Raw genomic sequence first — 21551 nt, forward strand, 5'->3', positions numbered from 1 at the left:
TCGCCAACTGTCGGGGAGGTTGTGATGTCTGCAGCGCGCTATGTCGGTCGGGTTGGAGGATTGGCCGTCGCCCTCGGGGTGGGAACGGTCATCGTCATCGGCGGCGGGGTGGCCTACGCCGACGTGGGCGCCTCGGGGACGACGAGTGTCTCCCACGACACCGCGAACAGCGTGCCGGCAGGCGGTCAGGGCAAGGCAGAGCAGGCCAAGAAGCCCAAGCTTTCCAAGCCGCCCAAGACAAAGAAACCGAAGGCGCCGGTCCGGGCCGAATCAATGTCGTTGCCGGACAACGACTCCGATGTCGGTGATACCGGCGGACGGCACCGCGCCTCTGCGGAGCGCCCGGCCTCGATGCTGACGGCTGTCGCGCCGAAACCGACAGTTGAGGTGTCCGCACCTGCCGCGCCGGTCGCGGCGGTGGTGTCGGCCGTGATCAAAGCGGTGCCGACCACGACCAAGCCGCTCGTAGGCTCGTCACCCACCGGCCCGGTCGAGTCGCAGGGGGCCTGGGTGCTGTTGGCCGCGTCCCGTCGCGAACTGGGCGTCGACCGGACCCTCGGCGTCACGCCGACGTCAGCGGTCAGCCCGACAGCCCCGGTCAGCTTGACGGCCACCAACGCGGTCTCGACCCTGACCGACCCCGGTCCCGTCGTCCTGTTCGACAACGGCATCATCCACGGCTCGATCGGGACGCCAGTGAGTGGGCCGGTGACCTACAGCGTCATCGGCGGCGCACCCGGCAAGGTGCGGATACTCAAGACCGGCGATTTCAGCTATCTGCCCAACTACACCGACGTCACCTCGGGCACCCCCGAGCAGTTCAAGGTGCGCGTGACCCAGAAGACGGAGTTCGTCACCGCACTGAAGCAGATTCCACTGATCGGCTCGTTGGTCCCGGCTGTGTTGGCGAACGTGCGGCAGATTCCGATGGTCGCTGGACTGTTGACACCGCTCATCGGCGCATCGGTCGTGGTGCCCGTCAACGTCGACATCGACCAGCTGGTTCCGGACGGCGCCACGGTTGCCTACACGTACAAGATCACGTCGTTCGGCGGCACTCCGATCAGCGTCAACTTCTTCCCGGCGCTGGGATTGCAGGCCGGGCACGTCGCGCCCACGGTCCTGGACGGCCCCGGCTTGACCAATCCAGGCGACACCAACCCGTATGGGCAGGGCCCGTTCGGCATCGGTACGTTGCGGGCCAGCGGTTACAACGTCGTCAGCTGGGACCCGCGGGGCGAGTACGCCTCGGGAGGCCTCGTTGAGCTCGACAACGTGAACTTCGAGGCCAAGGACGTTTCGTCCATCATCACGTGGATGGCCGGCCAGCCGGGAGTTCAGGCCGACGATGTCGCGACGCACGATCCGCGGATGGGGATGATCGGTCCGTCATACGGCGGTGGCATCCAGTGGCTGGTGGCCGCCACGGACAAGCGCGTCGACGCGATCGTGCCGACCGTCGCCTGGAATTCGCTGAACGATTCGCTGTACCCCGGTGGGGCGTTCAAGACGTCCTGGTCGTCGATGTTGGTGCTGGGCCTGCTGCGCACCGGCGCGCGGGTCAATCCGGAGCTCTACGCCGGTGTCCTGTTGGGCGATCTGCTGGGCATCCTCACCCCCTATCAGCAGAAGCTGCTGAGGCAGAGCAGCCCTGGCGCCTTGGTCGACAACATCACCGCGCCGACCCTCGTCGTCCAGGGCACCGTCGATGACCTGTTCCCGCTCCGGCAGGCGATCACCAATGTCCAGCTGCTGTCCGACAACGTTGACGCACAAGGCAATCCGGTGCCGGTGAAGATGGTCTGGTTCTGCGGCGGCCACGGTGTCTGCCTGGATCCGCAGAGCCCCATCCAGGGCCAGCTCCTGACCCTCGAGACGCTCAATTGGCTGAATCGTTACGTCAAGGGCAACACCTCGGTCAACACCGGGCCGGTCTTCCAATGGGTCGATCAGCGCGGCCAGTTCTACGCGTCGAACGTGATGCCGACGGTCCCGAGTTTCTACGGCACCCCCATCACCGACACCGGGGCCGGTGGATTCATGCCGATCGTGCCGATCGTCGGTGGCTCGGGCCCACTCGGAAATCCACTGGGGCTGGACAAGTCGCTGCCGATCCCGACCAAGGCGCAGAACGCGATCAACATCCCGCTGGCCTTGCCGACGACGGGGACCACCCAGCTGGTCGGAGCGCCGACGCTGACGGTCAACTACACCGGGGTCGGGACCAGCCGGTACGTCTACGCCCAGATCGTCGACGATGCCACGGGGCGGGTGGTCGGCAATGTGGTGACGCCCATTCCCGTGAAGCTCGACGGGCAGTCGCGCCACGTGACCGTCAACCTGGAGGACATCGTCTACACGGCCAAACCAGGTGACGGCCTCACACTGCAGTTGGTCGGCTCGACCACGCCGTACCAGAGCTTCACCTCGGTCGGGTTCATCAACGTGTCCTCGGTGTCGGTCACACTGCCGACCGTCGGGACCGGTGTGGTGCCGGTCGGCCCGGCGCCGGCGGCGGTTGCCTGAGCTGTGTTGACTCCGCGCTGAGGGCGCACTTGTGCGAGTGAGTTGGTGCGTGCACGCAGCGTCAACGGCCGCTCAGGCGGCGGCGAGGACGTTGGGTTCGTCGAGGTCGTCGGCCCTGTGCTGAGTCCGTGCCGCCGCATGCACCACCAGCGCGAAGGCAACGGTGATCGGGATGACGGGGCCGTCCATGCCGCCGGCGAGGACAGCGTCGGCCGTCGTGAAGACCGGCGGCACGATCTGTGCGTACAAGCTCGCGGCCGTCGGCGCCGCGGCGAAGCCCCAGAGGAGCCAGCGCCACTGCCGTTCGCGCACCGTATCGCCCGCGGCGCGGGCGCGAAACACCCCGCGGGCAGCGAGGGCGAGGGTGATCCAGGCCGGTACGAGATGAAAGAGCGCCAGGGAGTGCGGGATCGGCGCCGGCAGCCGCACGACCAGGGCGGCGTAGGCCACTGACCCGACGATGGCCAAACCCACCGCGGCGCCGTACTTCCATGCCGGAGAGGAACTGACCTGCGAGTCCGGCTGCGCGCGCTGAGTCAGCATGAAGGCGAAGACGGCACTGCCGGGTGCGACGACGCCGAGGACGATGGAGCCCACGCCGATGTTGGTCAGCAGATCGTGCTGCGGGATCAGGGGCTGGATGCCGATCCAGATCACCCGGAGCAACGGCGCCGTCATCATCAGCGCGATGCCGTAGGTCATCCAGGCACGGTGGGTGACGAGGTCGCGGCGTCGGATCGCGTAGACCGCGTACCAGGCACTGCCGAGCGTGCCGATTGCCAAGGCGCGCAACTGGGTTTCGAATGCCGGTCCGATGAAGTGCTGCGCGGGCGGCGTGATGTACAGAAACACCAACGCGGTCAACATGCTGACGGACATCAGCGTGAGATACACGCGACCTGTCCACCGGTGTACCGCCGGCCGACGGGTGCGCAGCCGCGGCGAGAACTGAAACAGGCCCAGCGTCAGGGCAAGTGCGGCCAACGTGGTGTGGACCATGAGGACCACGCGATGCTCGGTGTAGGCGCCGTGGCGGACGGATTCGACGGACCCGGCACCGACCGCGTAGCTGCGGCCGTTGATGAGGGTGTTGACTGCGTCCTGCCAGTGCGACATCTGAGGGGCGAACAGTGGCCAGGTGTAGTTGAGAGCGAGCGGCACATAGCCGACGGCGATGGCGACCGTGAGCAGAAAGAACCTCCGCGACACCGTGATTCCTTTGTGGCCGTCCATTTGAAGGTCAGATTGTAGGGCCACCCTCGGCCAACTGGACGTATTTGCTGAATCATGGCTGTCGCGCGCGTACCCGGGGCGTCAGAGCCGGTCCATCTCGCGTGCCATGCAGGCCTGTTCCAGGTAGCTGTGGTGGACGGTACGGGGTGCCGGATCCGGCGTCGGCGAGGTGAGCAGCCAATGCGCGGCGGCAGCGATCGTGTGTTCCACGCCGGTCCACCAGTGGGCCAGTGCCGGGCGGGTCGCGGCGATACCGAACTGCATTGTGGCGGTCTGAGTTTGGCTCATCGGAGTGCTCCTTTGAAAGTGGTGACTCCTACTGTCCCGCGCAGCGGTGAAGACTCCATCGGCCGTCATGCGCAATTCGGGGTGCCCGGCCCGCGAGAGTCATCTACGCCATTGGCTGATGCGTACGCGTAGATGCTGAGTGATCGAGCATGTGGTTGCCCGATGGCGGTTAGCATGAGCGAGATCGACGGGAGCAATCTGGATGTGACCGTACCGCTGCCGACTGGAACCATGACGTTGCTGCTTGCAGGCGTCGAGGGCAATCATGGCTGATCCCGGAAAGGCGCACAATCTCCCGCCGCAGTTGACGAATTTTGTTGGGCGCGAATCGGAAATAGATGACTTGCGCTCCGCCATCGCCGTCAGTCGGCTCGTCACTCTCACCGGCGCCGGCGGTGTCGGCAAGACCCGGTTGGTAGTTGAATTGGCGGCTGTATCAGCATTCGAGGACGGTGTCTGGTTCGTCGATCTGGCCCCGATCATGCACCCGGATCTGGTCGCGGTGACCGTCGCCCGTGCCCTCGGGTTGGTCGATCAACCGGGGCAATCTCCGACCGACAGGGTGCTGGCTTTTGTGCGGGACCGAAGCATGCTGGTGGTGCTGGACAACTGCGAGCACGTCCTCGATGCTTGTGCCCGCTTGGTCGTGCTACTACTCGCGAGTGCACCCGCTCTGAAAGTTTGTGCGACCAGCCGTGAACCGATCAATATCGCCGGTGAAGCCGTGTGGCAGGTCCCGTCGCTGTCGGTGGATGATGACGCGGTCGCGCTGTTTGCCGACCGCGCCCGGTTGGCAATGGCCCATTTTGCGCTCACTGACGAGAGCTCACCGATCGTTGCCGAGATCTGCCGTCGCCTCGACGGCATTCCGTTGGCAATCGAGTTGGCAGCGGCCCGAGTTCGTGCCTTGTCCCTCGCTGAGATTCTCGATGGCCTGCACGATCGATTCCGGCTGCTCACCGGAGGCTCGCGCACCGCCGTGCATCGGCAACAGACATTGCGCGCCTCGGTCGACTGGTCGCACGCGCTGCTCACCGATGTCGAGCGAATTCTGTTCCGCCGGCTCGGTGTTTTCTTCGGCGGATTCGATCTCGATGCCGCTCGAGCGGTCGCGGGCTGCGATGGATTGGAGCCCGATCAGGTGCTCGATCAGCTCATGCTGCTGGTGGACAAATCGCTTGTGGTCGCCGAAAACACCGGCCCGCGAACGAGATACCGCCTCCTCGAAACCATCCGTCAGTACGCGCTGGAACAGCTCGGAGAGTCCGGTGAAGCCGAGTCGGTTCGCATTCGGCACTCCGATCACTACGCCGCGATGGTGAGAGCGTTCGACGAACCGACACTCACCGGTCAGCAGCTGGACCGAGCCGAGCAGGAGATCGACAATCTGCGCGGCGCATTTGGCTGGAGCCTGGAGAACGCCGATGCAGAATGGGCTCTGGCGATGGCGTCGTCGCTGCACCCCTTGTGGTTGTCGCGCGGCCGACTACGCGAGGGGCTGGCCTGGCTCGATGTGGCATTCGACAAGGCGAACCACGCAAGCGTGAGTTCGATCGTACGTACCCGGGCGGTCGCGGACCGGTGCGTGCTGCGGGGGTGGGTCTGGGGGCCGATCGATGTCGAAGAGGTCACCGAGATGTTGACCGTGGCGCGTGGACTGAACGACCCGGCCACTCTGATCCGGGCACTCATTGCGTATGCGGCGGTCGTGGCGTACAACACCGAGGCAGCTCGCCCGTGCCTGGTTGAAGCCGCGCAGTTGGCCCGCGATCTCCGCGACTCCTGGCGGCTGAGCGAGATTCTGGGGATGCAGGCCGTAGCGGCCATGGCGGCCGGCGACCCCAACGGGGTACTGGTCGTGGCCGATGAGGCTCGCCCGATAGTCGACGCCATCGGCGATCGGTTCGGATCTCGTCAGGTGCGATGGGCAACGGGCTGGGCCCTCAGCCTCCAGGGAGACCTGGTTGGCGGGCTCGCGCTGAACCGTGAAGTGATCGACGAAGCCGACGTGGTCGGCGACTTGACACTCAAGCTGTACAACGTGCTCATGCTGGGTTTCGGACAAGCCTGGCTCGGTGACGTCGTCGCCGCGCGCGACACGGCCGACCTTCACCTGCGCATCGCAGCGGAGTCCGGCGACATCTACGAAGGGGCAAGTCACACCACGTCGGCGCTCGCCTGGTTGTCCGGAGGAGATGCGGCGGCCGCCTGGCAGTCCTTCGAAACGGCGCGCAGGCACACCGGCCTGCATAAATTGATTTCCTCGCTCTATTCCCATGCGGCGCTGGCGCCGTTGGTGTGCGGCGATGTGACCGCGGCGCGGCAGTGGGCCGACGACGTCGTGGCTGTGTCGCAGGGGTGCTACTTGTCAGTGGCGCTGACGAGCCGAGCGCGTGTGGCCATCGCCGAGGGAGCGCTGGGGCAGGCCGATCGTGATGCGCGCGAAGCGCTTTCGATCGCCACCGCCACCGGGACCTTGCTGGGTGTTCCGTCGACCTTGGAATGTCTGGCCGATGTTGCGGCCGGCGCCGGCAGGCACCTGGACGCCGGTCGCCTGCTCGGCGCGGCGGATGCGGTTCGGCGGCGTACGGGTGAAGTCAGATTCAAAGTGCTCGACGCCGGGTACCGCCGCTCGATTCACGAGCTGCGAGAAGTTCTGGGGGAGAAGCAGTTCGACGTCGCGTGGGCCGAAGGCGGGGCGTTGTCGACAGAAGAGGCACTCGCGTACGCACAGCGGGGTCACGGCGAACGTCACCGGCCGTCGAGTGGTTGGGCGTCCTTGACGCCGGCCGAACTGGACGTCGTGCGGTTGGTTCGGGAAGGGTTGGGCAACAAGGACATTGCCGCGCGGTTGTTTGTGTCGCCGCGAACCGTGCAAGCCCACCTGACGCACATCTACAACAAGATCGGCATCACGTCGCGCATGCAGCTCGCTCAGGAAGCCGCCCGCCACGACTGATCGACGCGGTCGAAGGCGATAGGCAGGGTGAGTGGTCCGCTCAGGCCCACCAACGGCTTCCACGGCACCGGCCCGGTCACGCGGGCGCCCGGCATACGCTGCGTCATCAGCGCGAGCGCCTCGGCCAGTTCCATCTTGGCCAGATGCACACCGAGGCAGTAGTGCATCCCGGCGCCGAACGTCTGCATCGCGGGAGCATCCTGGCGGGTGATGTCGAGGCGGTCGGGATCGTCGTACACGGCGGGATCGCGGTTGGCCGCGCCGGTGTTGACCTGCAGGAAAGTTCCTGCGGGGAACAGCATTCCGGCGAGTTCGACGTCCTCACGGGCCATCCGCAGCGAGCTGATGACGATCGGTGAGTGACGCATGGTCTCTTCGACGGCGCGGCCGGCCAGGTCGGGATGCGCTCCCAGCAGGGCCCATTGGTCGGGGTGTTCGCACAGGACCTGGACCGAGGCGGCGACCTGGTTGCGGGTGGTGTCGGTACCCGCGGCGAGCAAGCCGGTGGACAGCATCCGGAGCTCGTCGGCGCTCAGGCGGTCGCCGTCTTCCTCGGCGCGGATGAGGTCCGAGAGGAGGTCGTCGGTGAGGTGGTCGTGACGCCGGGCGACCATGTCGTCGATGTAGTCGTCGAGGGCCTGCCAGGCGGTCAGGATCGCGGTCTCGTGCTCGGCGACATGCCAGTCGAAGGCGTGCATGAAGTCGTCGACCCAGGCCGACAACTGTTCCCAGTCCTCGGCGGGGGCTCCGAGCAGGGCGCAGATGACCGGGGTGGGGTACTGCCGCGCGATATCGGTCACCACGTCGCAATGCCCGCGCATGACCTGGCGGTCGATCAGCTCGCTCACGACGTCCACGACCGTTGTGCGCAAGCGCTCGATGGCGCGGCGGCTGAAGGCCGTCGCGATCAGTCGACGCAGGCGGGTGTGCTCGGGGCCGTCGATGCTGATGATCGATGAGCTGACCCGGTCCCACACCGGGCCCGAGGTGATGCCCTGGGCGACCAGGAACATGCCCTGGGGAATCCGGAACCGCGGGTCCCGCAGCACCTCGTGCGCGAGGTCGTAGGTCAGCACCTCCGGCCCGTGCGGCCCCATGGCGATCGGCGATTGCGCACGCGCCGGCGCGAGGATGGCCTGCGCTTCGTCGGGGCCCTGCGCGGCGGTGTAGTCGATGGTCGGTAGCGCGACGTCGAAGACGCTCGGGATGCCGCTTGCAGTCGTCATGGCATCGACTATCCGGCGTCGCGGCCGCCACATCATCGGCTAAGTGGCGTAGATCTGCGCGTCAAATACGCACGCCGTGAACTGACGTCAGTCGGCCGATCCCAGCGCATCCTCGATGGCTTCGTCGTACGGTGCGCAGTTCCCGGCGCCGGGGACCAGCGTCGCCAGCGCTCCAGCCGTCACCGCCCGCCGGAGGGCGTGGTGCGGGTCGGCACGCCAACCGGCGGCCAGGACGCCGGCGAACACGTCCCCGGCGCCGGTGGTGTCGACAGCCTCGACCTCGGGCGCGGGGACCGTTGTCTCGCCGTCGGCGGTGCGGTGGACGGCACCGCGAGCACCGCGCGTGATCACCAGATGCGCGACGGGCCAATGCCACCCCGCGGCTTCGGCTTCATTGACGATCACCACATCGGTGACGGTGGCCAACTGGGCCAGGGCGAGCGGGTCGGTGCCGGCGGGCGAGGCGTTGAGCACCACCGTCGCGCCGGCGTCTCTGGCCAGCCGCGCCGCGGCCAGCGCGGTGGACGGCGGGATTTCCAGCTGCAGCAACAGCACGTCGCAGTCGGCGACCACCGCGCGAACGTGGGCGGAGTCCAAGGTCAGGTGCGCATTGGCACCCGGCGCCACCACGATCATGTTCTCGGCATTCTCGCCGACCATGATCGCCGCGGTGCCGCTCGGAACGGGCAGGCTGACCGTCCCGACCAGGCCGACACCGTTGTCCTCCAAGTGCTTTCGCAGCGCGGTGCCGGTCGCGTCAGCCCCGAGCGCGGCGACGAGTTGGACGTCGGCGCCTGCACGGGCCGCGGCTACGGCCTGATTGCCGCCCTTGCCGCCGGGCTCCGAATGCAGCGACGAAGCCAGGACCGTCTGCCCGGGGTCGGGAAGTTCGGCCAGACCGAACACCAGGTCCATGTTGACGCTGCCCACGACAGTGATGCGAGTCACCGGGCCACCGTAGCGGCACGACGATCAAGCGGCGAGGGACGAGCCGCGATGTGGGGGTACCTCCCGCTTGCGGGGGAGAGTGGCGCAAATCGGGAGTCGGCCCCGACCGGCCCGAACCGCGGATACCTCGTTACCCTGGGTTGATGAGTGTGCACGCAGCTACGGACACCGATCTGCGCCAGCAGGTGCATGACGCGGCCCGGCGGGCCCGGGTCGCATCCCGCGCGCTGGCGACACTGACCACCCAAGCCAAGAACCGCGCGCTGCACGCCGCCGCGGACGCCGTGCTGGCCGCCGCCGATGCGGTGCTGGCCGCCAACGCCGGGGACATCGAGGCTGCACGCGCGGCAGGCACCGCCGAGGCGATGATCGACCGGCTGGCCCTTAACCCGCAGCGACTCGACGGCATCGCCGCCGGGCTGCGGCAGGTCGCCGGCCTGCCCGACCCGGTCGGTGAGGTCCTGCGCGGCAGCACGCTGCCCAACGGCCTGCAGATCCGTCAGCAGCGGGTGCCGCTGGGCGTGGTCGGCATGGTGTACGAGAGCCGTCCCAACGTGACGGTCGACGCCTTCGGCCTGGCCCTGAAGTCCGGCAACGCGGCGCTGCTGCGTGGCAGCTCGTCGGCGGCCCGGTCCAACGAAGCTCTGGTCGCCGCCCTGCGGTCGGCGCTGGCCGCCGAGGGCCTGCCCGAGGACGCTGTACAGCTGCTGCCCAGCGAGGACCGCGCCAGCGTCACCCACCTCATCCAGGCCCGTGGTCTGGTCGACGTGGTGATCCCGCGCGGCGGTGCCGGCCTGATCGACGCCGTGGTGCGCGACGCCACCGTGCCGACCATCGAGACGGGCGTCGGCAACTGCCACGTCTACGTTCACGAAGCGGCCGACCTCGACATGGCTGAGAGCGTCCTGCTGAACTCCAAGACCCGTCGTCCCAGCGTGTGCAACTCGGCCGAGACCCTGTTGGTCGACCGGGCCATCGCCGACACCGCGCTGCCCCGGCTGGTGACCGCCCTGCAGGACGCCGGGGTGACGGTGCACCTGGACCCGAGCGAGGACGAGCTGCGCGCCGAATTCCTGTCGCTGGACATGGCGGTGGCCGTCGTCGATGGGGTGGACGGCGCGATCAGCCACGTCAACGAGTACGGCACCGGGCACACCGAGGCGATTGTCACCACCAATCTTGCTGCGGCCCAGCGCTTTTCCGAGCATGTGGATGCCGCCGCAGTGATGGTCAACGCGTCGACGGCCTTCACCGACGGTGAGCAGTTCGGGTTCGGCGCCGAGATCGGTATTTCGACCCAGAAGCTGCACGCCCGCGGCCCGATGGGCCTGCCGGAACTGACATCCACCAAATGGATCGTGTGGGGCGACGGCCAGACCCGGCCCGTGTAAGAGGAGAACAACTTGAGTACACCCGCTCGGTCGGTGCCGCTGTTCGGCGAAAATGCCGCCATCGACGATGTCGCCAAGCGACTCGCCGAAACCGGATACCTGCCCGACACCGCAACGGCCACAGCGGTTTTCCTGGCCGACCGGCTGGGCAAGCCGCTGCTGATCGAAGGACCGGCGGGTGTCGGTAAGACCGAACTGGCCCGGGCCATCGCCCAGTGCACCGGATCGGAACTGGTGCGACTGCAGTGTTACGAGGGCGTCGACGAGGCCCGCGCGCTGTACGAGTGGAACCACGCCAAGCAGATTTTGAGGATTCAGTCGGGCCAGCAGTCGGGCGACTGGGACCAGACCAAGATGGACGTCTTCAGCGAGGAATTCCTGCTGAGCCGGCCACTGCTGACGGCCATCCGCCGCACCGAACCCACCGTGCTGCTGATCGACGAGACCGACAAGGCCGACATCGAGATCGAAGGCCTGCTGTTGGAGATCCTGTCCGACTTCGCCGTCACCGTCCCCGAATTGGGCACCATCAAGGCCCAGCAGACGCCGCTGGTGGTGCTGACGTCGAACGCCACGCGCGAACTGTCCGAGGCGCTCAAGCGTCGGTGCCTGTTCCTGCACATCGACTTCCCCGACCCCGACCTGGAGCGGCGCATCCTGCTGTCCCGCGTGCCCGAGCTGCCGGAGAAGATCGCCGACGAGCTGGTGCGGATCATCGGCGTGCTGCGCGGCATGCAGCTCAAGAAGCTGCCGTCGGTCGCCGAGACCATCGACTGGGGCCGTACCGTGCTGGCGCTGGGGATGGACACCATCGATGACGAGATGATCGCCGCGACGCTCGGTGTGGTGCTCAAACACCAGTCGGATCAGCAGCGTGCCATCGGCGAGTTGAAGCTGAACTAGGCAGTCATGACAGCCCGAACCCCTGCGCAACCGCTTGCCCCGCATGGCATTCCGGGCCATCTGGTCGGTTTCGTCGAAGCTCTGCGCAAGGTGGGCATCAACGTCGGGCCGTCGGAGACGGTCGACGCCGGCCGGGTGATGGCCACCCTGGGGCTGGGTGACCGCATGGTGCTGCGTGAGGGCCTGGCGTGCGCCGTATTGCGCCGGCCCGACCATCGCGAGACCTACAACGCGCTGTTCGACCTGTGGTTCCCCGCGGCCATGGGGGACCGGGCCGTGTTGGAGCTCGACGACGACGAGGATCCGGAGAACCGGCCCGACCGGATCCCGCCCGAGGATGTCGAAGGCATGCGCTCGGCACTCATCGACCTGCTGTCCGACGCGGACATGGCGAACCTCGACGATCGCCTGATGGCGATGATCGCGCAGATCGTCGACGCCTATGGCAAGTACAACTCGAGCCGCGGCCCGTCGTACTCGTCGTATCAGGCCCTCAAGGCCATGGGCCTGGACCAGCTGGAAGGCAAGCTGCTCGCCGGCCTGTTGGCACCGTACGGCGACGAGCCCACGCCCACGCAGGAGCAGATCGCCAAAGCGATTGCCGCCAAACGCATTTCACAACTGCGACACATGGTCGAGTCGGAGACCAAGCGGCGCACCGCCGAGCAGATCGGCCGCGACCACGTGCAGACCTACGGCATCCCGCAACTGGCCGAGAACGTCGAATTCCTCAGGGCGTCAGGCGATCAACTGCGGCAGATGCGCAATGTCGTTGCGCCGCTGGCCCGTACGCTGGCCACCCGGCTGGCGGCACGCCGGCGTCGCTCCCACGCCGGGCAGATCGACCTGCGCAAGACGCTGCGCAAGTCGATGTCGACGGGCGGCGTGCCCATCGACGTCGTCCTCAAGAAGCCGCACCCCGCCCGCCCCGAGCTCGTGGTGCTGTGCGACGTCTCCGGCTCCGTCGCGGGCTTCAGCCACTTCACCCTGATGCTGGTGCACGCGCTGCGTCAGCAGTTCTCGCGGGTGCGCGTCTTCGCGTTCATCGACACCACCGACGAGGTCACCGAGCTCTTCGGGCCGGACGCCGACCTGGCCGTCGCGGTGCAGAAGATCACCCGCGAGGCGGCCGTCTACACCCGCGACGGGCACTCCGACTACGGCCACGCCTTCGTCTCGTTCATGGACAAGTGGCCCAATGCGCTCTCGCCCCGAACGGCCCTGCTGGTGCTCGGCGACGGCCGCAACAACTACCGCAACCCGCAGGCCGACCTGCTGGCGCACATGGTCAGCGCCAGCCGCCACGCGCACTGGCTCAACCCCGAGCCCAAGCACCTGTGGGGCAGCGGCGACTCGGCGACGGCCAAGTACCAGGACGTCATCACCATGCACGAATGCCGGTCCGCCAAGCAGCTCGCGTCGGTGATCGACAACCTGCTGCCGGTCTAGCCCGCGAGGTCCTGCCCCCGAGTTGGCTCCGAACACTGCCGTAAGCTGGCCAATCGTGACTCGACGCAGGCTGGGGGTGATGGGTGGGACGTTCGATCCCATCCACCATGGACACCTCGTCGCGGCCAGTGAAGTCGCCGACCTGTTCGACCTCGACGAGGTGGTGTTCGTCCCCACCGGGCAGCCCTGGCAGAAGCGGGACCGGCACGTCACCGCCGCCGAGGACCGGTACCTGATGACGGTCATCGCGACGGCCGCCAACCCGCGTTTCTCGGTCAGCCGCGTCGACATCGACCGCGGCGGCCCCACCTATACCAAGGACACCCTGCGCGACCTGGCCCGGCAGAACCCCGACACCGACCTGTTCTTCATCACCGGCGCCGACGCGCTGGCCTCGATCCTGTCCTGGCAGAACTGGGAGCAGCTGTTCTCCACAGCCCGATTCATCGGAGTCAGCCGGCCCGGTTACGAGCTGGACGGCAAGCACATCGAGGAAGCGCAGAAAGAACTGCCGCCCGACGCCCTGACCCTGGTCGAGGTGCCGGCGCTGGCCATCTCATCGAGCGACTGCCGTCGCCGCGCCCAGGCCAACCGGCCCATCTGGTACCTGGTGCCCGACGGCGTCGTCCAATACGTATCCAAACGTGGGCTCTATCAAGCCACGAACAAGCAGGAGAATTCATGACGGCCACCCCCGAAGCCCTGAGCATGGCGACGGTCGCCGCCCGCGCGGCGTCCGCCAAGCTGGGCGAGAACATCAGCGTCATCGACGTGTCGGACCAGCTGGTCATCACCGACTACTTCGTCATCGCTTCGGCCTCCAACGACCGCCAGGTCAACGCCATCGTCGACGAGGTCGAGGAGAAGATGCGCTGGGCGGGCCACAAGCCGGCCCGTCGCGAGGGCGCCCGCGAGGGCCGTTGGGTCCTGCTCGACTACGTCGACATCGTGGTGCACATCCAGCACCAGGAGGAGCGCGAGTACTACGCGCTGGACCGGCTGTGGCGGGACTGTCCGGCCATCGAGGTCGACCTGGATGGTGAGCTGCCGGTGAATCCCGACGGTGACGACGAGTCGGATGAGTCCGCCGAGGGCCGAGAGTGAGGAACCGGCGTCTCCTGCTGCTGCGTCACGGCCAGACTGAGTACAACGCCACCAGCCGGATGCAGGGCCAGCTCGACACCGACCTGAGTGATCTGGGCCGGGCGCAGGCGGTCGCCGCCGCCGAGGTGCTGGCCAAGCGGCAGCCGCTGGTGATCGTGTCCTCCGACCTGCGCCGCGCACTCGATACCGCGACGACGCTGGGGGACCAGGCCGGGATGTCGGTGTCCATCGACGAGCGGCTGCGCGAGACGCACCTCGGGGACTGGCAGGGCCTGACCCACCACGAGGTCGACGCCCTCGCGCCCGGTGCCCGGCTGGCCTGGCGTGACGATGCCCGTTGGGCGCCGCACAACGGCGAGAGCCGGGTGGACGTGGCGAACCGCGCCCTGCCGGTGGTGGCCGAGCAGCTCCGGAACCTGCCCGAGTGGGGTGTCGACGAGGTCGACCGTCCTGTCGTGCTCGTCGCGCACGGTGGACTGATCGCCGCACTGACCGCGGCCCTGCTGGACCTGCCGGTGGACAACTGGCCGATACTCGGTGGCATGGGCAATGCCAGCTGGGTGCAGCTGTCGGGACACAGTGCCGGACTGGCCGACGACGATCCGGTGAAGTGGCGTCTGGACGTGTGGAACGCCTCGGCTCAGGTGGCGAACGATGTCCTCTGACACGCCGACGAAGCCCGTCCTCCTCGTCTTCTGCGACTCGCTGTCCTACTACGGGCCGACCGGGGGGCTGCCGTCCGACGATCCGCGCATCTGGCCCAACATCGTTGCCTCCCAACTCGGTTGGGACCTGGAACTGATCGGCCGCATCGGCTGGACCTGTCGCGACGTGTGGTGGGCCGCGACCCAGGACCCGCGGTCGTGGGCGGCGCTGCCCAAGGCCGGCGCCGTGATCTTCGCGACCTGCGGCATGGACTCGCTGCCGTCGCCGTTGCCGACAGCGCTGCGGGAACTGATCCGCTATGTGCGCCCCCCGTGGCTGCGCCGCATCGTGCGGGACGGCTATGGCTGGCTGCAGCCGCGGCTGTCACCGATCGCGCGGCCCGCGCTGCCGGCGCACCTGACGGTCGAATATCTCGAAGAGACCCGCGGGGCAATCGATTTCAACCGCCCCGGCATTCCGTTTGTCGCCACCATTCCGTCGGTGCACATCGCGGAGACCTACGGCAGCTCGCACCGGTGGCGCGACGCCACCGTGTCGGCGATCACCGATTGGGCTGACGCGAAGCAGATTCCGGTCGTCGACCTCAAGGCCGCCGTCGGTGACGAGGTGATGTCGGGCCGGGCGAATCCGGACGGCATCCACTGGAACTTCGAGGCGCACCGTGCCGTCGCCGAACTCATGCTCAAGGGGCTGGCCGAGGCCGGTGTGGTGTCGCAGCGGACCGACGACTAGCCATGGCAGTGGTGGTGGTCACCGACTCATCGGCTCGGCTTGACCCAGATGAGTTGAAGCGCTGGAACATTCGGGTGGTTCCGCTGCATGTGCTGCAGGACGGCATCGACTACCTGGACGGCGTCGACCCGATTCCGCAGGACATTCAGGACCGTTCGCACGTGTCGACATCCGGCGCGGCGCCCGGCGACTTGACCGACATCTACCAGCAGGCACTGGCCGACAGCGGCGGCGACGGCGTTGTGGCCGTGCATCTGTCGGCCGGCCTGTCGAGCACCTTCAGTTCCGCGGCCGCCGTCGGACGAGAACTGGGTTCGTCTGTGCGCGTGATCAATTCGCGGTCCGCCGCGATGGGCGTCGGCTTCGTCGCGCTGGCCGCGGCCCGGGCCGCCGAATCCGGAGCCGATCTGGACACCGTTGAGGCGCAGGCGCGCGCGGAGTCCACACGGCAGCACGGCTTCATCGTCGTGCACCGGCTGGACAACCTGCGCCGCAGCGGCCGGATCGGCACGGCGGCCTCCTGGCTCGGTACCGCGTTGTCGCTGAAACCGTTGCTGCAGTTGGACATCGATGGCCGGCTGGTGCTCGATCAGCGGATTCGGACCGTCGCCAAGGCGCACGCCGCGATGATCGAGCGGGTGGTCACGCTGGTCGGTGACCGGCCCGCCTCCATCGCCGTGCACCACGTCGACAATCATGACGACGCCGCTGCGATCGGCGCCGCGCTGACATCCCGTCTACCCCAGGTCGAATCACTCGTGGTGACCGACATGGGGCCGGTGCTGGCGGTACACGTCGGCTCAGGCGCCGTCGGCGTGATCGTCAACACGCAGGACTAGTTGCCCGGTTCGAATGCGACCGGCAACGTGGCCGGACCGGTCACTCCCAGGAAGCTCTTCCAGACCGCCGGCCCGTCGAAGTGCAAGCCGGGCATGCGCTTGGCCATGACCGTCAACGCCTCGGTGAGTTCGAGGCGGGCGAGGTGGGAGCCGAGACAGTAGTGCACGCCGCTGCCGAAGGACAGCGCGGCGGCCGGGTTGTCGCGCTCGATGTCGAATCGGTCCGGATCGTCGAAGATTTCCGGATCCCGGTTCCCGGCAGCGGAATTGGCGATGATCTGGGTTCCGGCGGGGATGAGCAACCCGTCGAGTTCGACGTCGACGACGGCCTCGCGGGGCAGACCGATGCCGATCGGCGAGTGCCGCAGCGCCTCTTCGACGGCCTGGTGGGCCAGATCTGGATGTTCGGCCAGCGTCGACCACTGCTCGGGATGCTCACTGAAGACGTAAAGGGCCGCCGCCAACTGATTCCGGGTGGTGTCGGTGCCGGCGACGAGCATCCCGGCCGCCAGCATCAGCAGTTCGTCGTGGGTGAGGCGGTCGCCGTGGTCCTCGGCACGGATCAGGTCCGAGATCAGATCGTCGGTCAGGGTCTGGCGCCGGGTGTCGACCATGCGATCGACGTAGTCGTCGAGATGTCGCCAGGCGGCCAGAACCACCGGTTCGTCCTCGACGATGTTCCACGCGACCAGCTTCATGAAGTCATCGGCCCAGTCGGAGAACAGTTCCCAGTCCGCTCGTGGCGCGCCCAGCAGGGTGCAGATGACCGGAATGGGGTACTGCCGGGCGATGTCGGCGACGATGTCGCAGCGGCCGATCGGGGCGACCGCGTCGACCAGTTCGTTGATCACCGAGGCGATGGTGGGCTGGAGCCTGGCGACAGCCCGCGGTGTGAAGGCCTTGGCCACCAGACGCCGCAGCCGGTGGTGTTCGTCGCCGTCCATGGCCAACAGACTGTGGGTGACGCGGTCCCACAACTCGCCGGAGGTGATGCCCTGTGGTTCCAGGCCCATCGCTTTCGGCTCGGCGAACCGCGGGTCCCGCAACGTGGTGTGGACGAGGTCGTACGTGAGGAATTCGGGTCCGTGTGGTCCCATCGCGATCGGCGATCGTCGCCGCGCGGCGGCGAGGATATCGTGCACCTCGTCCCAGCTGGTGGCGTCGGTGTAATCGATGGTGGGCAGGTCGGCGTCGAAGACGCTGACTGGGCCGGACATGGTGGCGGTCATGCGGACTCCTCGTGTTGTGCCGCAGCGAGTTTCGCCTCGCCGATGCGGTAGATGCCGGCCAGTGCCGATGGTTCGACGCCGACGTACTCGCCGATCACGTCCGCCGCTACGCGGGCGTCACGTAACCGGAGAGCCAGTGAGTAGGACAGCGGTAGCCGGCGCAATGCCTGCTCGCGGGAAGTTGACGTGGCCATGTCATGAGCGTGCGCGTGGCGCAGGCGAGGGGAGCGAGTAGACGGGTACTCGAATTGCGTGCGGCCGGTCCTACCGGCGCAGCAGCGCGGCGAGTTCGTCGCGGTTGGTGGTGCCGGTTTTGGCCATGGCGCGGTAGATGTGGCCTTCGACGGTGCGGGTGGACAGGGTGAGGCGTTCGGCGATGGCGCGGCTGGGCAGGCCTTGGCCGAGGAGCGCGACGATTTCCCGTTCGCGGTCGGTGAGAGGCAATGGTTGGGCGGCTTGACGTAGTGCGGGGGTGGCGGCGCCACAGCGCTGAGCGAGTGCCTGTGCGCGGGTCGAGCAGGTGAGCGCCGAGCCGCGTTGGTCGTGGCTGCGGTATGCGAGTGCGGCGTGGGCGGCGGCGTCGATGGCGGCGATGAGGTCGCCGATGTCTTCGAAACCTTGTGATACCGAGCAGAGTTCATCACCGTCGTCGGCGCGCAGACCGGATGCGAACCGGGCCGCCAAGCTGGCGCGGGGTCCTTCCACGATGTTCGTGAGCTCGAGCAACCGGTCGGTGCCGGAGCTGTCGCCGAACTGCGCCGCGGTCTGCCACGCCAGCACTTCGTATGCCGGCTGTCCTGCCTCGGCCGCGTCCGCCGCCGCCGTGTGCGTCAACTGCACGGCTTCAGTCAGGGAGCCCTCGGTGGCCGCCACCCAGGCCCGGGTCAGCGTCACTTCGGTTGCGAGGAACAGCAATCCGGGATGCCGGTCGGCATCGAGTTCGGTCATCGCGCCTCTGGCGGCCGCTGCATCGCCGGTCAACGCCAGTGCCTGCGTCACGCCCAGCCGGCAGCGGAAAAGCCAGCCACCCATTTCGTGGCCGGCGGCCAACGCCGTGAGCGCCCTTTGCAGACGACTCAGCCCCTCAGTGACCTGTCCTCGGGCGAGTTGGGCCTGCCCGAGGTGGACCAGGCCACCATGCGGAAACCACGTGTCCTCGATGTCGCGCCAGGCCTGTTGGGCGACTTCCTCGGCGCGATGCAGGTGACCGGCCAGTTTGAGGCCGATCATGTGCCGGTAGCTGAGACCGTTGCGCAGCACCGCGGCGTTCTGTGCGGCGGTGGCCGCAACCTGGCCGCGCGCGGCAGCAGCGTCCAGCTCGGCGACCCGGCCCAACATCGCCAGCCCACCGACCATGGCCCAGGAGGCAATGGCCGCATCCTCGTCGGGCAGTGGCCCGCCGAGGGCCTCGGCAGCCGTCCGTACCGCGGCGTGTGGCCGTCCGAGATCGGCGTGGAAAGTAGCGCTTTGCGCCGCCAGAATCCGTTGGGCCGCCGGATCGTGAACGGTGGCCTCGGCTTCGTCGAGGATCGCCTCGGCGGCCGCCGGCCGGCGAAGGGTCCAATAGGTGTTGTGTCCGCGGAGGGCGGCGACCTGCGCCGCCTCGAGATCGGTCTGCGTGTGTTCGGCGAGCGCGGCCAGCTCCTGTTGAGCCTCCGCGGCGCGGGCCGACCAGACCATGCAGTAGCCATGTTGGATCTGCGCCGGTATGCCGCCGCCGGCTTCGACCGCGGCGAGTGCCAGCCGCCCGCCCAGCGGCGTATCCAGCAGTTGGACAGCTGATTTGGCGGCAGACAGAAACAGTTCCGGATCAGGTGCCAGGTCGGAATCGAGCGCCAGGGTGGCACGACGTACGAGGACCCGGATGTCGTCACGGTCGGTACCGGCAGCCAATGATGTTGCAACAAGGCCGCGGAGCCGCCGGAGCCGGATCGCCGGTGCGCGTTCACGCCGTACTTCGCCATACAACGGATGCGCCAGCCGCACCTTTGCCCCGCCGTCCCTGTCATCGAGGGTCACGAGGTTGCGTGCCTCGGCCTCCTCGATCGCCGCGGGATCGGCGATGCGCGCGAGCAACCGGATGTCCATCGGTTCGCCGACCGCCAGGACGTCGATCACGTCTCCGACCGCAGAGGGCAGCGCACCCATCCGGGACTCGATCAGTTCCACCAGAGCCGGAGCGACGGCGACACTCCCGGTCCAGCGCCAGCACCCGTGGTCGGCTGCCAGGCGCCCGGCGGAGACTTCCTGTTCCACGATGTGGTGCAGATAGAGCGCGTTGCCGCGCGTGAGGCTCCACAGCCGGCGCCCCGCGTTTGGATCGATGACGCCGCCGAGTGTGGCGCCGAGGAGGCTGATCGTCTCTTCGGACGACAGCGGTTGAAGGTCGATGCGTTGGATCTCGCCCGCACTCCAAATCTCTTGAACACCAACGGGAACCGTCTCTCCATCGCGGAGGGTGAGAATGAGCTTTGCCGTCCGCCGCCGCACGATCTGATGCAGGACAAAAGCCGAGAGATCATCGAGCAGATGGACGTCGTCGACGCCGACGATGACCGCCCCGCCCGGCGGAGTGGCGGTCAGGGCGTCGACCACGAGCCGAACCAGTTGCGGGCCGTCCATGTCGGCCGTCACCCAGGCGGCGAATGCGCCGAGCGGCAGGGCACGCGCCGACGCGGTGGCCACCGCCCACCGCGTCGTGCGGCCCGCGTCGGCGGCCTGCGCGAGGACCTCTTGTGCGATCCGGCTCTTGCCGACGCCGGCGGCACCGCGGAGGACGACGCCGGACGAGTCGGGGTCGGACATCGCGGCGTGAATGGCCGCAAGTTCTTCATTGCGGCCGGTAAGTGGCCACGTCAGGCGCACGAAGACAGCGTAGGCGCGACCGGCGCGGCGGTTCTAGACTCAGCTTGACCATGTGCCTCGGGGAGGTGCCGTGCTCGAGTATCCAGCGGTGGTGGTCGGCGCAGGCCCGGTCGGCGTCGCGATGGCACTGAGTCTGCGCGACCGCGGAATCAACGCCCTGGTGATCGAGCGTGGCGAACGCGTCGGTGGGTCGTGGCGCGCCCGCTACGACGGTCTTCGTCTCAACACCGGGAAACACTCGTCGCACCTGCCAGGCATCCGATACCCAAGGCGCACATCGACATTCCCCTCACGCGATGAAATCGTCGAACATCTCGAAACCGGTGCCGAAGGCCTGGACATCCGATTCAACACGGTCGCCGAGCGGATCGACCGCCTGCCTTTGGGCTGGCGACTGACGACGTCGACCGGGGTGGTCGATACTCCGAATGTCGTCGTCGCGACAGGCTACGACCACACCCCGTACATCCCGGAATGGGATGGTGCACAACGTTCACCGGAGACGTGCTGCACTCGTCCGGGTACCGCAGCGCCAGCCGTTTCGTCGGCGCTCGGGTGCTGGTGGTCGGCTGCGGATCGTCGGGAATGGAAATCGCCAACGAATTGGTGACCGGCGGGGCGTCGCAGGTCTGGATGGCCACTCGAACGCCGCCGAACATTCTGCTGCGCACCGGTCCGGCGGGCGTACCCGGGAACGCTATCGCGACGCCGCTGTACCACCTTCCGACGCGTATCGCAGACAAGATCGCCCGCATCGCACGACTCAGAGCTGTCGGGGACCTGGCGTCGTTCGGGCTCCCGATACCGGAGGAGGGTCCGTTCGCCCGGTCCGCGCGGCTCGGCGTCGCGCCGTCGATCGTCGACATGGACGTGATCGATGCCATCAAGGCCGGGCGCATCGAGGTGGTCTCGGCGCCCGCGTCTTTCGACGGGGACGCGGTCCGACTGACAGACGGAACGCGGGTACATCCCGACGCGGTGATCTGTGCGACCGGGTATCGGCGCGGTTTGGACGGGCTCGTCGGGCACCTGGGCGTCCTCGACGCGCGCGGAGCGCCATTGGCGCGTAACGGCGAAGTAGTTCTCGACGGACTTCGGTTCCTGGGATACCAGCCGAGGCCATCGCAGTTCGGCTACGCGTGCAGGCGCTCCCGGCGTATCGCGCGCGACATTGCAGCCGGCCTGCGCTGAGA

General features: G+C 67.7%; 19 protein-coding genes. 12 read left to right on the forward strand and 7 right to left on the reverse strand.

Going from position 1 to position 21551, the window contains the following annotated elements:
• Positions 1-24: 24 nt before the first annotated feature.
• Complete coding sequence (locus tag EB75_RS18870) at positions 25-2526, forward strand: CocE/NonD family hydrolase (RefSeq protein ID WP_073696853.1); 2502 nt, start codon at positions 25-27, stop codon at positions 2524-2526.
• 72 nt (positions 2527-2598) lie between these two features.
• Here the strand turns inward: EB75_RS18870 and EB75_RS18875 are convergent, their stop codons facing one another.
• Both EB75_RS18875 and EB75_RS18880 read right to left on the reverse strand, forming a co-directional pair.
• Positions 2599-3735, reverse strand: coding sequence for a DUF2306 domain-containing protein (locus tag EB75_RS18875; protein ID WP_168176070.1), 1137 nt, complete (start codon positions 3733-3735; stop codon positions 2599-2601).
• Between the two features lie 105 nt (positions 3736-3840).
• Complete coding sequence (locus EB75_RS18880) at positions 3841-4047, reverse strand: hypothetical protein (protein WP_142239699.1); 207 nt, start codon at positions 4045-4047, stop codon at positions 3841-3843.
• A 265-nt stretch (positions 4048-4312) separates the two neighbouring features.
• On the opposite strand from EB75_RS18880, the gene EB75_RS18885 reads away from it, so the two are divergent.
• Positions 4313-7006, forward strand: coding sequence for a helix-turn-helix transcriptional regulator (locus tag EB75_RS18885; protein WP_083612413.1), 2694 nt, complete (start codon positions 4313-4315; stop codon positions 7004-7006).
• Here the strand turns inward: EB75_RS18885 and EB75_RS18890 are convergent.
• Together EB75_RS18890 and EB75_RS18895 are read right to left on the reverse strand one after the other, a co-directional pair.
• Positions 6982-8232, reverse strand: a complete 1251-nt coding sequence (locus EB75_RS18890) for a cytochrome P450 (protein WP_073696857.1) — start codon at positions 8230-8232, stop codon at positions 6982-6984. The genes EB75_RS18885 and EB75_RS18890 overlap by 25 nt on opposite strands.
• Positions 8233-8319: 87 nt before the next feature.
• Entirely contained in the window at positions 8320-9180 is an 861-nt protein-coding gene (locus EB75_RS18895) for a ribokinase (protein WP_073696858.1), read from the reverse strand.
• Positions 9181-9323: 143 nt separating this feature from the next.
• On the opposite strand from EB75_RS18895, the gene EB75_RS18900 reads away from it, so the two are divergent.
• The 8 genes from EB75_RS18900 to EB75_RS18935 all read left to right on the forward strand — a co-directional run bounded on the left by EB75_RS18900 (position 9324) and on the right by EB75_RS18935 (position 16264).
• Positions 9324-10571 carry a glutamate-5-semialdehyde dehydrogenase gene (locus tag EB75_RS18900; protein WP_073696859.1) on the forward strand — a complete coding sequence of 416 codons (1248 nt, stop codon included), beginning with the start codon at positions 9324-9326 and terminating at the stop codon, positions 10569-10571.
• A 12-nt stretch (positions 10572-10583) separates the two neighbouring features.
• On the forward strand, positions 10584-11474 hold the full coding sequence (locus tag EB75_RS18905; protein ID WP_073696860.1) for an AAA family ATPase: 891 nt from the start codon (positions 10584-10586) through the stop codon (positions 11472-11474).
• A gap of 6 nt (positions 11475-11480) precedes the next feature.
• Complete coding sequence (locus tag EB75_RS18910; RefSeq protein ID WP_073696861.1) at positions 11481-12923, forward strand: vWA domain-containing protein; 1443 nt, start codon at positions 11481-11483, stop codon at positions 12921-12923.
• Positions 12924-12993: 70 nt separating this feature from the next.
• Positions 12994-13608, forward strand: a complete 615-nt coding sequence (gene nadD, locus EB75_RS18915; RefSeq protein WP_286150249.1) for a nicotinate-nucleotide adenylyltransferase — start codon at positions 12994-12996, stop codon at positions 13606-13608.
• Positions 13605-14027, forward strand: a complete 423-nt coding sequence (gene rsfS, locus EB75_RS18920; protein ID WP_073696862.1) for a ribosome silencing factor — start codon at positions 13605-13607, stop codon at positions 14025-14027. The genes nadD and rsfS overlap by 4 nt, the downstream gene beginning before the upstream one ends.
• A complete protein-coding gene (gpgP, locus tag EB75_RS18925; protein ID WP_073696863.1) occupies positions 14024-14692 on the forward strand; it encodes a glucosyl-3-phosphoglycerate phosphatase in 669 nt (222 codons plus the stop codon). Before rsfS ends, gpgP begins: the two co-directional genes overlap by 4 nt.
• Positions 14682-15425 (forward strand): diglucosylglycerate octanoyltransferase, encoded by a 744-nt coding sequence (gene octT / locus EB75_RS18930; RefSeq protein ID WP_073696864.1) that lies wholly within the window; start codon positions 14682-14684, stop codon positions 15423-15425. Before gpgP ends, octT begins: the two co-directional genes overlap by 11 nt.
• 2 nt (positions 15426-15427) lie before the next feature.
• Positions 15428-16264: a DegV family protein gene (locus tag EB75_RS18935; protein ID WP_073696865.1), complete on the forward strand. Its 837-nt coding sequence runs from the start codon at positions 15428-15430 to the stop codon at positions 16262-16264.
• Here EB75_RS18935 and EB75_RS18940 read toward each other — a convergent pair.
• The 3 genes from EB75_RS18940 to EB75_RS18950 form a co-directional block, all read right to left on the reverse strand.
• The gene (locus EB75_RS18940) at positions 16261-17493 is read right to left on the reverse strand and encodes a cytochrome P450 (RefSeq protein ID WP_073696866.1); all 1233 of its coding nucleotides are present in this window, start codon (positions 17491-17493) and stop codon (positions 16261-16263) included. The two genes, EB75_RS18935 and EB75_RS18940, sit on opposite strands and share 4 nt — an antisense overlap.
• Positions 17490-17687, reverse strand: coding sequence for a hypothetical protein (locus EB75_RS18945; RefSeq protein WP_073696867.1), 198 nt, complete (start codon positions 17685-17687; stop codon positions 17490-17492). The genes EB75_RS18940 and EB75_RS18945 overlap by 4 nt, the downstream gene beginning before the upstream one ends.
• A gap of 70 nt (positions 17688-17757) precedes the next feature.
• Complete coding sequence (locus EB75_RS18950; protein WP_073696868.1) at positions 17758-20358, reverse strand: helix-turn-helix transcriptional regulator; 2601 nt, start codon at positions 20356-20358, stop codon at positions 17758-17760.
• Between the two features lie 70 nt (positions 20359-20428).
• Here EB75_RS18950 and EB75_RS30010 point away from each other — a divergent pair, with 70 nt between their 5' ends.
• Both EB75_RS30010 and EB75_RS30015 read left to right on the forward strand, forming a co-directional pair.
• The gene (locus EB75_RS30010; RefSeq protein ID WP_286150246.1) at positions 20429-20968 is read left to right on the forward strand and encodes an NAD(P)-binding domain-containing protein; all 540 of its coding nucleotides are present in this window, start codon (positions 20429-20431) and stop codon (positions 20966-20968) included.
• Complete coding sequence (locus EB75_RS30015; protein WP_286150247.1) at positions 20863-21549, forward strand: NAD(P)/FAD-dependent oxidoreductase; 687 nt, start codon at positions 20863-20865, stop codon at positions 21547-21549. The genes EB75_RS30010 and EB75_RS30015 overlap by 106 nt, the downstream gene beginning before the upstream one ends.
• Positions 21550-21551 lie beyond the last annotated feature (2 nt).

Origin of the sequence: Mycobacterium sp. ST-F2 (assembly GCF_001905655.1) — a bacterium.
Taxonomy (GTDB): Bacteria; Actinomycetota; Actinomycetes; order Mycobacteriales; family Mycobacteriaceae; genus Mycobacterium.